This is a genomic window from Streptomyces sp. HUAS 15-9 (assembly GCF_025642155.1).
GTDB lineage: Bacteria > Actinomycetota > Actinomycetes > Streptomycetales > Streptomycetaceae > Streptomyces.
In genome coordinates this window covers 3,482,625-3,495,682 of record NZ_CP106798.1, presented here as the reverse complement: position 1 = coordinate 3,495,682, position 13,058 = coordinate 3,482,625, and the positions used below count along the sequence as shown (strand labels likewise).

7 protein-coding genes are annotated in these 13,058 nt (G+C 71.3%); 5 read left to right on the top strand and 2 right to left on the bottom strand.

The window, feature by feature from the left end; translation table 11 throughout:
* Positions 1–53 precede the first annotated feature (53 nt).
* The 5 genes from N8I87_RS15995 to N8I87_RS15975 all read left to right on the top strand — a co-directional run bounded on the left by N8I87_RS15995 (position 54) and on the right by N8I87_RS15975 (position 9,071).
* Complete coding sequence (locus N8I87_RS15995) at positions 54–566, top strand: DUF6912 family protein (protein WP_263209387.1); 513 nt, start codon at positions 54–56, stop codon at positions 564–566.
* 93 nt (positions 567–659) lie between these two features.
* Positions 660–1,325 carry an HAD family hydrolase gene (locus N8I87_RS15990; protein ID WP_263216497.1) on the top strand — a complete coding sequence of 222 codons (666 nt, stop codon included), beginning with the start codon at positions 660–662 and terminating at the stop codon, positions 1,323–1,325.
* A gap of 666 nt (positions 1,326–1,991) precedes the next feature.
* Positions 1,992–6,941: an NAD-glutamate dehydrogenase gene (locus N8I87_RS15985; protein WP_263209385.1), complete on the top strand. Its 4,950-nt coding sequence runs from the start codon at positions 1,992–1,994 to the stop codon at positions 6,939–6,941.
* A 155-nt stretch (positions 6,942–7,096) separates the two neighbouring features.
* On the top strand, positions 7,097–7,603 hold the full coding sequence (locus N8I87_RS15980; RefSeq protein ID WP_263209384.1) for a GtrA family protein: 507 nt from the start codon (positions 7,097–7,099) through the stop codon (positions 7,601–7,603).
* The gene (locus N8I87_RS15975) at positions 7,584–9,071 is read left to right on the top strand and encodes a hypothetical protein (protein ID WP_263209382.1); all 1,488 of its coding nucleotides are present in this window, start codon (positions 7,584–7,586) and stop codon (positions 9,069–9,071) included. Before N8I87_RS15980 ends, N8I87_RS15975 begins: the two co-directional genes overlap by 20 nt.
* A gap of 50 nt (positions 9,072–9,121) precedes the next feature.
* Here the strand turns inward: N8I87_RS15975 and N8I87_RS15970 are convergent, their stop codons facing one another.
* Positions 9,122–10,786 carry a glycosyltransferase family 2 protein gene (locus N8I87_RS15970; RefSeq protein WP_263209380.1) on the bottom strand — a complete coding sequence of 555 codons (1,665 nt, stop codon included), beginning with the start codon at positions 10,784–10,786 and terminating at the stop codon, positions 9,122–9,124.
* Positions 10,783–12,975 carry a CDP-glycerol glycerophosphotransferase family protein gene (locus N8I87_RS15965; protein ID WP_263209379.1) on the bottom strand — a complete coding sequence of 731 codons (2,193 nt, stop codon included), beginning with the start codon at positions 12,973–12,975 and terminating at the stop codon, positions 10,783–10,785. The genes N8I87_RS15970 and N8I87_RS15965 overlap by 4 nt, the downstream gene beginning before the upstream one ends.
* Positions 12,976–13,058: the final 83 nt, after the last annotated feature.

The window sequence follows — 13,058 nt, the reverse complement described above, 5'->3', positions numbered from 1 at the left end:
CGCCCTCCCCGGGGCCTCGAGCGGAGCCTCCGACCACGAAAGAGCGGCCAGCCATGCGCGTCTACGTCCCCCTGACCCTCCCCGGTCTCGCCGAGGCGTACAAGACGGGCGAACTCGGGGCCGGTCCGTTCGTCGCGTACGCCGTCACACCCGCGCTGCGCGAGTGGTACCTCTCGGACGACATCGAGGAACTCGAGTACGCGGCGCTGAGCCGGGCCGCACTGGCCTCGCTGCGGCTGCTGGCGGCGGACCCGGAAGCGGCACGGCGCCGGGTCGTGGTCGCCGTCGACGTGGCTGACTCGGCGGCCACGGCGGACCCGGATCGCGGGTCGGCGCCGGCGGCGCTGGGCGAGGTACGGGTGGCCGGGGCGGTGCGGCTGGCCAAGGCGGCCGCGGTGCACGTCGACGCGGACGACGCCGAGGAGGACGTGGCCGCCGCGGCGGGGGCGCTGGAAGCGGCGGACGGCGGGGACGACGACGCCCAGTTCGTGGTGGACGAGGCCGAGGACCACGAGCTGCTGTGGTACGCGACACAGGAGATCCCCCACCTGGTCGGGCTCGTCTGACGCCCCTTGCCTCATCTGTCCCAGGCGCCTGCGACCTGCGGGCATTCATGATTGTCAGTGGCGGCGGGTACGTTTTTGGGCATGGGGAAGCGCATGGGGAAGCACACGAGCGCGCACATCGTCTGGGACTGGAACGGGACGCTGTTCCACGACAATGACGCGATCATCGGCGCGACGAACGCGGCATCGGCCGAGCTCGGCCTGGAGCCGATCACACTGGAGCAGTACCGGGCGCTGTACTGCGTGCCGGTGCCCAGGTTCTACGAGCGGCTGATGGGGCGGCTGCCGACCCGGGCCGAGTGGGAGGCCATGGACGACGTCTTCCACCGGTACTACGCCGAGCACCGGATCCGCTGCGGGCTCACCGAGGGCGCGGTCGAGCTGCTGGCGGGCTGGCGGACGTCGGGGCACAGCCAGTCGCTGCTGAGCATGTATGTGCACGATGAACTCGTGCCGCTGGTGCGGGGGTTCGGGATCGAGACGCACTTCGTACGCGTCGAGGGCCGGGTCGGACCGTCCGGGGGCAGCAAGGCCGAGCACATGGTCCGGCACCTGGAGGCGCTGACCGGGGTGGAGCCCTCGCGCACGGTGGTGATCGGGGACGCCGCCGACGACGCCGTGGCCGCGCAATACGTGGGCGCGCAGGCCGTGCTGTACACCGGGGGGTCGCACGGACGGGCCAGCCTCGAAGAGGCAGGCGTGCCGGTGGTGGACACCCTGGCGGAGGCCGTGGCGGAGGCGGAGCGACTGGCCGCCTGAGGTGTACGACCGGGCGCCTGAGGTGTACGACCGGCCGCCTGAGGCATACAGGAGGTGTACCGCCGGCCTAGGGCACCGCTGGACTCCTACCGCTGGACCGCGCCCACCCCGCCACCGGAACCCCGGTCCCGCCCGGCCCGTGCCCGGCCGCCCCGCCGCCGTCGCGCGGTTGCCCAGGTCACCCCGGCAGCCGCGCCCGCCACACCCGCCGCCGATACGCCTCTCGCGGCGTCTCCGCCCCTGTGCAGAACGTCAAACTTCCACCCCTGGTTTTGTACACATACGGCTCATGACGGGCCCGGGGTAATGAGCGATAGCCTTGTGGCGTGATCAGCGCGATAGCTCGCGGGGGCACCGTCGCCCCTGCCTTGCGCCCGGTGAACACGGACGACATCCGTGACCGGGCGGCGACCGCTGTTCTTCCCGGGCGGGACGGGGGCGCAAGTGCCCCCGAGGCGCCACACGAACCCCCGGCTCCGACGTCGCGGAGAGCAGCGTCACATCCGGTGGGCGCGTCGAGAATGGCCGAATACCCCCCGCTCATCTCACCTTGCGGCATAGCGTCGGAACGGACCGGAGACCCCGGGCCGTGGCGTCGAGCCGCAGGGGAAGGGACCGTACTTCCTTCTACGTCACGCAACGGCGCGCGACAGGAGCCAGAGGACAATGCAGACCAAGCTGGACGAAGCCAAGGCCGAGTTGCTCGAACGGGCCGCCCGGGTAGCTGAGAACAGCCCGGTCGGGGGGCACCTACCGACTGGGACGACGAGCGAGGGCACCCCGGGCACCCCGGACCAGGCATCCGTGCTCGCGTTCCTCCAGCGTTACTACCTGCACACCGCCCCGGAGGACCTCTCCGACCGCGACCCGGTCGACGTCTTCGGAGCCGCAGTCTCGCACTACCGTCTCGCCGAGAGCCGTCCCCAGGGCACGGCCAATGTGCGGGTCCACACCCCGACCGTCGAAGAGAACGGGTGGACCTGCAGCCACACCGTCGTCGAGGTCGTCACCGACGACATGCCCTTCCTCGTCGACTCCGTGACGAACGAGCTGACCCGCCAGGGCCGCGGCATCCACGTCGTCATCCACCCGCAGTTCATCGTCCGGCGCGACCTCACCGGCAAGCTCATCGAGGTGCTGCCCGCCCCGTCGGCCGGCGACCTCCCGCACGACGCGCACGTGGAGTCCTGGATCCACGTCGAGATCGACCGTGAGACCGACCGCGCCGACCTGAAGCAGATCACCGCCGATCTGCTGCGTGTCCTGTCCGACGCCCGCGAGGCCGTCGAGGACTGGGAGAAGATGCGGGACGCGGCGCTGCGCATCGCCGAGGGACTCGACGGCGAGGCCTTCCCCGCAGACCTCCCCGCCGCCGAGGTCGAAGAGGCCCGCGAGCTGCTGCGCTGGCTGTCCGCCGATCACTTCACCTTCCTCGGATACCGCGAGTACCAGCTGCGCGAGGACGACTCGCTGGCGGCGGTGCCGGCCACCGGGCTCGGCATACTGCGCTCCGACCCGCACCACGCGACCGACGAGAGCCACCCCGTCAGCCCCTCCTTCGAGCGGCTCCCGGCCGACGCCCGCGCCAAGGCCCGCGAGCACAAGCTCCTCGTCCTGACCAAGGCCAACAGCCGGTCGACCGTGCACCGGCCGTCGTACCTCGACTACGTCGGCGTGAAGAAGTTCGACAAGGACGGGAACGTCGTCGGGGAGCGCCGCTTCCTGGGCCTGTTCTCCTCCGCCGCCTACACCGAGTCGGTCCGCCGCGTGCCGGTCATCCGGCGCAAGGTCGACGAGGTGCTCAAGGGCGCCCAGTTCTCGCCCCACAGCCACGACGGGCGCGACCTGCTGCAGATCCTGGAGACCTACCCGCGCGACGAGCTCTTCCAGACGCCCGCGGACGAGTTGCGCGCCATCGCCACCTCCGTCCTGTATCTGCAGGAGCGGCGGCGGCTGCGCCTCTACCTGCGCCAGGACGAGTACGGCCGCTACTACTCCGCCCTCGTCTACCTGCCCCGCGACCGCTACACCACCGCCGTCAGGCTGCGGATCATCGACATCCTGAAGGAGGAGCTCGGCGGCACCAGCGTCGACTTCACCGCCTGGAACACCGAGTCGATCCTCTCCCGGCTGCACTTCGTCATCCGCGTCCCGCAGGGAACCGAGCTGCCCCAGCTCAGCGACGGCGACAAGGAGCGCATCGAGGCGCGACTCGTCGAGGCGGCCCGCTCCTGGGCCGACGGATTCGCCGAGGCGCTCAACGCCGAGCTGGGCGAGGAGCGCGCCGCCGAGCTGCTGCGCCGCTACAACAACGCCTTCCCCGAGGGCTACAAGGCCGACCACACCCCGCGTGGCGCGGTCGCCGACCTCGTCCACCTGGAGCGGATCAGCGAGGCGCAGGGCAACGACTTCGCGTTCAGCCTGTACGAGCCGGTGGGCGCCGCCCCCGACGAGCGCCGCTTCAAGATCTACCGCAAGGGCGCCGCGATCTCCCTGTCCGCCGTGCTGCCGGTCCTCAGCCGGCTCGGCGTAGAGGTGATCGACGAGCGGCCGTACGAGCTGCGCTGCTCGGACCGCACGACCGCCTGGATCTACGACTTCGGCCTGCGCATCCCCAGGTCGCTGGGCGGCGTCAACGGCGACTATCTCGGCGACGACGGCCGCGAGCGCTTCCAGGAGGCCTTCGAGGCGACCTGGACCGGCAAGGCGGAGAACGACGGCTTCAACGCCCTCGTGCTGGGCGCCGGACTGACCTGGCGGCAGGCGACGGTGCTGCGCGCGTACGCCAAGTACCTGCGGCAGGCCGGCTCCACCTTCAGCCAGGACTACATGGAGGACACCCTCCGGACCAACGTCCACACCACCCGGCTCCTCGTCTCCCTCTTCGAGGCGCGGATGTCCCCCGACCGCCAGCGCGCCGGGCTCGAGATCGTCGACGCGCTCCTCGAGGAGCTCGACGCCGCCCTCGACCAGGTGGCGAGCCTGGACGAGGACCGCATCCTGCGCTCCTTCCTCACCGTCATCAAGGCGACGCTGCGCACGAACTTCTTCCAGGAGTCGCGGGGCGGCAAGCCGCACGACTACGTGTCGATGAAGTTCGACCCGCAGGCGATCCCCGACCTTCCGGCGCCGCGCCCGGCGTACGAGATCTGGGTGTACTCGCCGCGCGTCGAGGGTGTGCACCTGCGCTTCGGCAAGGTCGCGCGAGGCGGTCTGCGCTGGTCCGACCGGCGTGAGGACTTCCGCACCGAGATCCTCGGCCTGGTCAAGGCGCAGATGGTGAAGAACACCGTCATCGTGCCGGTCGGCGCCAAGGGCGGCTTCGTCGCCAAGCAGCTGCCGGACCCGAGCGTGGACCGGGACGCGTGGCTGGCCGAGGGCATCGCCAGCTACAAGACCTTCATCTCCGCCCTGCTGGACATCACCGACAACATGGTGGCCGGCGAGGTCGTGCCCCCGGCGGACGTCGTCCGGCACGACGAGGACGACACCTACCTGGTGGTCGCGGCCGACAAGGGCACGGCGACGTTCTCGGACATCGCCAACGAGGTCGCGCAGTCGTACAACTTCTGGCTCGGCGACGCCTTCGCCTCCGGCGGCTCCGCGGGCTACGACCACAAGGGCATGGGCATCACCGCCCGCGGCGCCTGGGAGTCCGTCAAGCGGCACTTCCGCGAGCTCGACGTCGACACGCAGACCGAGGACTTCACGGTCGTCGGCATCGGCGACATGTCCGGTGACGTGTTCGGCAACGGCATGCTGCTGAGCGAGCACATCCGCGTGGTCGCCGCCTTCGACCACCGGCACATCTTCATCGACCCCACCCCGGACGCGGCCACCTCCTACGCCGAGCGCCGCCGCCTGTTCGAGCTGCCCCGCTCCAGCTGGGCCGACTACAACACCGAGCTGCTCTCGGCGGGCGGCGGGATCTTCCCGCGCAGCGCCAAGTCGATCCAGGTCAACTCGCACATCCGCGAGGCCCTCGGCATCGAGGTGAGCGCCACCAAGGTGACACCGGCCGACCTGATGAAGGCGATCCTCAAGGCGCCGGTGGACCTGCTGTGGAACGGCGGCATCGGTACGTACGTCAAGGCCTCCACCGAGTCCAACGCCGACGTCGGCGACAAGGCCAACGACGCGATCCGCGTCGACGGCAAGGACCTCAGGGTCAAGGTCGTCGGCGAGGGCGGCAACCTGGGCCTGACCCAGCTGGGCCGCATCGAGTTCGCGACGCACGGCGGCAAGATCAACACCGACGCGATCGACAACAGCGCCGGTGTGGACACCTCCGACCACGAGGTGAACATCAAGATCCTGCTCAACGGTCTGGTCACGGACGGCGACATGACGGTGAAGCAGCGCAACAAGCTGCTCGCCGAGATGACCGACGAGGTCGGCGCCCTGGTGCTGCGCAACAACTACGCGCAGAACGTGGCGATCGCCAACGCGCTCGCCCAGTCCAAGGACATGCTCCACGCCCAGCAGCGGTTCATCCGCCACCTGGTGCGCGAGGGCCACCTCGACCGGGCCCTGGAGTTCCTGCCCACCGACCGGCAGATCCGCGAGCGGCTCAACCTGGGGCTCGGCCTGACCAGCCCGGAGACCGCCGTCCTGCTGGCGTACACGAAGATCACCGTCGCCGACGAGCTGCTGCACACCTCGCTGCCGGACGACCCGTATCTGCGCACTCTGCTGCACGCGTACTTCCCGACGGCGCTGCGCGAGCGGTTCGCCGACGGGGTCGACAGCCACCCCCTGCGCCGTGAGATCACGACCACCGTCCTGGTCAACGACACGGTCAACACGGGCGGTACGACGTATCTGCACCGGCTGCGCGAGGAGACCGGCGCGTCGCTGGAGGAGATCGTCCGGGCCCAGACCGTGGCCCGCGCGATCTTCCGCTCGGCGCCCGTGTGGGACGCGGTCGAGGGCCTGGACAACAAGGTCGAGGCCGCCGTCCAGACCCGGATCCGGCTGCACTCGCGCCGGCTGGTCGAGCGCGGCACGCGCTGGTTGCTCAACAACCGGCCGCAGCCGCTGGCGCTCGCCGAGACCGTCGAGTTCTTCTCGGAGCGGGTCGAGCAGGTCTGGCAGCAGCTGCCGAAGCTGCTGCGCGGCGCGGACCTGGAGTGGTACCAGCACGTGTACGACGAGCTGTCCGGCGCCGGTGTGCCGGACGAGCTGGCGACGCGCGTGGCCGGTTTCTCCTCCGCCTTCCCGGCGCTGGACATCGTCTCGGTGGCCGACCGCACGGGCACCGAGCCGCTGGACGTCGCCGAGGTCTACTACGACCTCGCCGACCGCCTCGGCATCACCCAGCTCATGGACCGCATCATCGAGCTGCCCCGTGCCGACCGCTGGCAGTCCATGGCCCGCGCCTCCATCCGCGAGGACCTGTACGCGGCCCACGCGGCGCTCACCGCGGACGTCCTCGCCGTCGGCAACGGCAGCTCGACTCCCGAGCAGCGCTTCAAGGCCTGGGAGCAGAAGAACGGCGCGATCCTGGGCCGGGCGCGCACCACCCTGGAGGAGATCCGCAGCTCGGACTCCTTCGACCTGGCCAACTTGTCGGTGGCCATGCGGACGATGCGGACGCTGCTGCGCACGCATTCGTAGGCGATGTCTCCACGGGGGCGCCCCGGGCCGTCACGGCTCGGGGCGCCCCCGTTTCCGTGCGCCGTCACGTCCTCTTCTTGCCGTCGCTTAGGGAAAGGCGGGCGGCGAATTTACCGTTTCCTGCTAATCGTGATGTGTCGGATAAGGTCTGCCGCGTGACAGTGAACCTAACCGAGACCCGTCCGGCAGTGACCGCGTCGGCCCTCGCCCCGGCACCCGCCTCGGCCCCCGTCCCGGATGCCCGGCCGGTCACCCGAGTCGTCCTCGAACTGGTGAAATTCGGGGTCGTCGGCGGCAGCGGCGTGCTCGTCAATTTCCTGGTGTTCAATCTGCTGCTGCACGGTCTGGGCCGGCGGGCGATGGTCGCGACGGTGCTGGCGAGCTGTATTGCCATGGCCACGAATTACGTGGGCTTCCGCTTTTTCGCTTACCGTGACCGGGCTTCCCGAACCCGACGGCAAATCGTACTGTTCTTCGTTTTCAGTGGCTTTGGTGTCGTCATGGAAAGCGGTCTGTTCTACGCCGGATATCACGGCCTCGGCCTGCACGGGCCTTTCGAGTCGAACATGGTCAAGGCGCTGTCGATCGTCCTCGCCTCCGCGTTCCGTTTCCTCGTCTACCGCACCTGGGTCTTCCAGCAGGATGCGCGCCGAGCCGCGTAGCACCGCGGCGACCGCCGGCAGAGCGCTCCCGCAGGCCGCCGCCGCGCTCGTCCTGGTCCTGTTGCTCCTGGTGATCGTCCGCCTCCCCTGGGCGGGCGATCTCGGCATGCACGCGGCCACCGTGGAACGTCTGCGGCACAGCCTCCTGCGCCCCGGCAATCCGCTCGTCGACGCGGACACCCCGAGCCCGTACTACTCGCCGTGGATGCTGGTCCTCGGCGGCGTCGCCCGGATCACCGGACTGTCGGTGTTCGTGGTGCTGCGCATCGGCGCGGTCGCCGGGCTGGCGCTGCTCGTCACGGGGGTGTGGCGGTACGTCCGTACGCTGAGCGCGCATCGGGCCGCGCCCGCGCTCGCCCTCCTGTGCCTGCTGTTCCTGTGGGGGCCGGCGCTGTTCAACTGGAGCGGCTTCCTCGGGCTGAACTCCCTCGCGCTGACGGTCTCGTACCCGAGCGTGTTCGCCCTCGGACTCTCCTTCCACCTGTGGGCATGGCTGACGGGGGCGCTGCGCACCGGCGCGGGCTGGGCTGCGTGGCTGGGACTCGGGGTGCTGTGGGCGGCGATCCTGCTGGTCCACCAGTTCTCCGGGGTCGTGGCCTCGCTCGGCGCCCTCGCGACGGTGGCCGCGGCGCGACCGGACCGGCGGAGGCTGTTGCGGCTGGGTGCCGGGGTGGCACTGGGACTGGTGGTGCTGTGGGCATGGCCGTACTACGACTTCTTCTCGCTCTTCTCGGCCGGCGCGGACCTCGAGGCCATCCACCGCTCGCTGTACCGGCAGCTGCCCGGACGGTTCGGGCTGGTGCTGCTCGGCGTGGTCGCGCTGGCGCTGCGGTGGCGGCGGGACCACCGGGATCCACTGGTGATCTTCTTCGTGCTGGGAGCGGGCGTGTTCGCCCTGGGCGGGGTGAGCGGTCACTACTCGTGGGGGCGCGCGCTGCCCGCCGCGCTGATCCCGGCTCAGCTCGCCGCCGCGCTGGAGGTGTTTTCGGGGGAGGGGTGTACGCGGGCGGTACGGACCGGGTGGGCGGGTGTGCTGGCCGCCGCGCTGGCCGTGGGGGCGTGGACCCAGGTCGGGACGGTGGGGTACGTCGTACCGAGGAAGGCGTTGCCGGGCGTGGTCGCGGCCGAGTACCGGGCTCCATGGGCCGGGTACCGGTGGATCACGCCGTGGGTGAAGTACGGGGACGTCGTCATGGCCCGGACGTTCCCGGCCCGGCAGATCCCCGCCTACGGGCCGTACACCGTCGCTCCCGGCTATCCCGATGTCTTCCTGCCGGACGAAGGGCGGCGCACCGCCGCGGTCCGGCGCTACTTCGACGCGGGGACACCACAGAGCGAACGGCAGCGGATCGCGCGGGAGTACGGGGTGCGGTGGGTGGTGGACACCGGGCACGCCCTTCGGGACAAGGGGCTGCGGGCGGTGGCCCGGGGGCCGGGCGGGCAGGTGCTGTACGCGGTACGGCAGTGAGCCGGGACGCCACTGGCCTGAGTCACGTGGGCCGGAAGCGTCGGCCCGCGTCACCTCAGCGCGCTGGCCACCAGCCGCGCCACGCGCCGCACCCTCGGCCGCGCCACGCGCCGTACGACCGGCCGGATCACCCGTGCCGTCACCCCCACCGGGCACCAGCGGATCTGCAGGCGGCCGGGGCCGCGGCCCTCGGGCTCGACGGTGATCCGGTGCGGGGCCGCACCGGAGTGGTAGTCGATGCGCGCGCTCAGGGAGGGGAAGTCCAGTGGGGCCAGGAGGGGGCCCGTGTGGGCCAGGCCCTGGTGTTCGATGCGGAGCAACGGGTGACGGGTGCCGGCGAAGCCGTGGAGGGGAATGGGAGCCGTCGACAGGTCCAGGCGTGCCCGGCCCTCGAAGACGCCGGGGCGGACGGGCGTCAGCCGGAACGGCACCGTGAGCCGGCGCCGGCCCGTGGCCAGCAGGACGCTTGCGCGGTGCGGGCCCGGCGGGAGGCGCAGGCCGGGGTCGTAGCTGCGGATCGCGAGGTCCAGCGAGGCGCCCCGGCCGCGCGTGATCTCGGTGATCTCATGGCGGAACTGGGCGCTGGGGAAGGGGCGGGTGTCCAGCTCCAGGTCCGTCACGTCCAGTTCGCGGCGAGCCTCGGCCGAGGCGGGGATCCGGTCGCCCCAGTATGTGCCGCCGTCCGTCCCGTCCGTGGTCACCCGCCTCGGTGCCACCCCGTGGCCCAGGCCGAGCGCCGCCAGCTGTGCCTCGGGCAGGCGGCCGTCGCGGACCAGCTGCAGGACCACCCGCTCCAGGCGGGGCAGGCGGGCGTACGCGGCCGGTGCCAGGGTGTCGAGGTACGGGGTCACGATCCCGGCGAAGGACCGCAGCCACTCCTCGTCGCGGTGGGGCAGGTCCCCGGCGTACATACGGAAGTCGTGCTTGAGGAACTTGTAGTCCTTGTCCTCGCGCAGCGACGCGTGCCCGCTCTCGGCCAGGAAGTCGTCGATCAGGCGCTGGACATGGACGCGGTCGCCGACATTGCTCAGCTTGTGCCGCTGGTTGGAGATCGACGCGGCGTCTCCGGTCGCGTACGGCGCTATGTACCAGAGGTACACCGGGTCCGGGATGATCGTGAACGCCCTCGCCAGGCAGTACGCCTGCGCCGAGAACAGCTGGTCCTCGTAGTGGATGCCCTCCGGGAACCGCAGGTCGTGGCGGTCCAGGAAGGCCCGCGCGTACATCTTGCTCGTCGACAGGTGCTCGAAGAGGAGCCGCGGGTCCGCCGCTATGCCCTCCAGCGTCCGGCGCTCGGACACCAGGTGCGGCATCCAGGTCGAGCGGTGGCCGCTGTCCACCCGTATCCGCCGCACCGCGCCCATCGTGAAGTCGACCTCGCGCTCGCGGTGCGCGGCCAGGAGCAGTTCGGCGGCGTTCGCCGGCAGCTCGTCGTCGCTGTCCAGGAACATCAGATACGGCGCCCGTGCCATCTCCAGGGCCCGGTTGCGCGGGGCGCTGCAGCCGCCGCTGTTCTCCGGCAGGCGGATACAGCGGATGCGGGGGTCCTGGGCCGCCAACTGCCGGGCCACCGACGGGGTTTCGTCCGTGGAGTGGTCGTCGCTGATCACGATCTCCAGGTTCCGGTGCGTCTGCCGGCGTACCGAGGCGACCGCCCTGGGCAGGCGTGCCGCGTCGTTGTGGACGATCACCGTCACCGTGACGTCGGGGGTCATGAGTCGGCCTCCTCGGGGGTCGGCGCAGGGGTGCGTTGTTCCACCGGGACGACCGGTGGCAGCGACTCCTCGCTCTCGCCGAGGAAGACCCGCCGTACGACGCGCTCGGCGGCGCGCCCGTCGTCGTACTCGCAGAACCGGCGCCGGAACACCGCCCGCGCCTTGGTCGCGGTCTCGTCGCGCCACGCGCCGGAGGTGAAGATCTCCGCCAGTTCCTCCTGGGTGCGGGCCACCTGACCCGGTGCCTCGGACATCAGATCGAAGTAGACACCGCGGGTCGTCGCGTACGTCTCCCAGTCGTCGGCGTAGATGACGATCGGGCGGTCGAGGTTGGCGTAGTCGAACATGATCGACGAGTAGTCCGTGATCAGGGCGTCGGCGGCCAGGGACAGCTCCTCGACCGGGTCGTACGACGAGACGTCCACGACCCTGCCCGTGCGGCGCAGACCGGCCAGGGGGGAGGCGCCGCCGTAGAAGTAGTGGCCGCGGACCAGCAGCACGGTGTTCTCGCCCAGGCGGTCCGCGAGTGCGGCCAGGTCGAGGCGGGGGGTCCAGCCGGCCTCGTAGTCGCGGTGGGTGGGGGCATACAGGACGGCCGTCGCGCCGGGGGCGATGCCCAGGCGGCCGCGGATCGCGCGGATGTCGGACGCGGTGGCGGAGTAGAAGACGTCGTTGCGCGGATAGCCGTGGTCGAGGGAGACGAAGCGGGAGGGATAGGCGCGCTCCCACATCCGGGTGGAGTGGCTGTTGGCGGAGACGCTGTAGTCCCACTTGTCGATGCGGGCCAGCAGCGCGGCGAAGTCCATGCCCTTGGCGGCGGCCGGGTGCTGCATCTGGTCCAGGCCCATCCGTTTGAGGGGGGTGCCGTGGTGGGTCTGGAGGTGGATCGCGTCGGGGCGTTTGACCACCGCGTTGGGGAAGTTGACGTTGCTCGTCAGGTACTTGGCGGTGGCCAGCACCTCCCAGTAGCGGCGGGTGCCGGGGATCACATGGTCCGTGCCGGGCGGCAGGAGCGGCGCGTTGTCCCGGGTCACCACCCACACCGGGTGGATCCGCGGGGCGAGTTCGGCGAGCTTGGCGGCGATCGCGGCCGGGTTGCAGGCGACGCCGCGGTCCCAGTAGGCGGAGAAGACGGCCAGGCCGGGGTCGACCGGGCGGTCCAGTGCCCGGTGGTAGCGGTGGTCGCGGAGCTTCGCGCCCAGCCGGCGCTTGCGGGTCCGCAGTGCCGACCTCGCCGCCCGGCGGGTGCGGTTGGCGGCCTGGAAGGCGCGGTACTTGGTGTAGGCGCCCTCTTCGAGGAGGCCGCGGCGGACGCCTTCGACGCCTGCCGGACGGCGGTGGCCCTCGGGGCGCCAGCGGACCGCGGCCAGGGAGGAGCGGCGGAAGAACTCCCGGGCCACCGGGTCGGGCATGTCCGCACGGGCGAAGGCGCGCAGCAGGTCGCGGACCATGACGTCGTAGAGGACGGCGCGGGCGGCGGGACGCTCCTTGACCCGGGGCAGCAGGGTCTCGTACCGCTCGATGAGCGCGTAGTGCTGTCCGGGTGTGAGCGGCGGGAGGCTCTCTGGGCGCAACCGGCGGTCCTCGTACGCGACTTGGTTGAGGCAGGCGACCCGGCTCGCCTCCAGGAGGGTGGCGTACGCGACGTACTGCTCGTCGGCGCGGCCGAGTCGCCGCTCGTGCGCCCGCCAGAACTCCGTGCGCAGGGCGCGGTTGCCGAGGAGCGGGGTGATGCGCAGAAGGTCGGCCGCGTCGTCGAGGGCGAGGTCGGCGCGGCCCGCGCGGGCCAGCACGCGGCCGTCGCCGGATGCCGTGCCGGACGTCTGCCAGGTGGTGGCGACATGGTCGAAGAGCAGGACGTCCACCGTGTCGGGCAGCTCGGCGGCGCGCTCGGCGACCATACGGACGGCGCCCGCCGGCAGGCCGTCCTTGGCGTGGACGAAGTGCAGCCAGCGGCCGGTGGCCCGCGCGGCTCCCGCGGCCCGGGCCGCCGCGTCGTCCGTGCCGTCCGGCAGGGGCAGCACCACCGTCTCCGGGGCGTGCCCCTCGGCCGTCTCCCGGGCCCAGTCGCCGACCGCGACCACGATCACCTCGGCGTCCGGGAGAGGCCGGGCGTCGAGCGAGTCGAGGAGCGCGGTCAGCCGGTCCTGCGTGTTCGGGCCGTGGACGACGACGCTGAGTTCGGGCATCGCGCTGGACTCCTTCGCCTCGTCGTCTCCGGCCGCACCTTTCCCGCCATAGTGTCATTGAGCGGATGAAAGGGATAAATGTT

What these genes read in the sequence shown, in the direction of transcription:
- N8I87_RS15995 (WP_263209387.1), top strand. Translation starts at nt 54, where the DNA reads ATGCGCGTCTACGTCCCCCTGACCCTCCCCGGTCTCGCCGAGGCGTAC.
- N8I87_RS15990 (WP_263216497.1), top strand. Translation starts at nt 660, where the DNA reads ATGGGGAAGCACACGAGCGCGCACATCGTCTGGGACTGGAACGGGACG.
- N8I87_RS15985 (WP_263209385.1), top strand. Translation starts at nt 1,992, where the DNA reads ATGCAGACCAAGCTGGACGAAGCCAAGGCCGAGTTGCTCGAACGGGCC.
- N8I87_RS15975 (WP_263209382.1), top strand. Translation starts at nt 7,584, where the DNA reads ATGCGCGCCGAGCCGCGTAGCACCGCGGCGACCGCCGGCAGAGCGCTC.
- N8I87_RS15970 (WP_263209380.1), bottom strand. Translation starts at nt 10,786, where the DNA reads ATGACCCCCGACGTCACGGTGACGGTGATCGTCCACAACGACGCGGCA.
- N8I87_RS15965 (WP_263209379.1), bottom strand. Translation starts at nt 12,975, where the DNA reads ATGCCCGAACTCAGCGTCGTCGTCCACGGCCCGAACACGCAGGACCGG.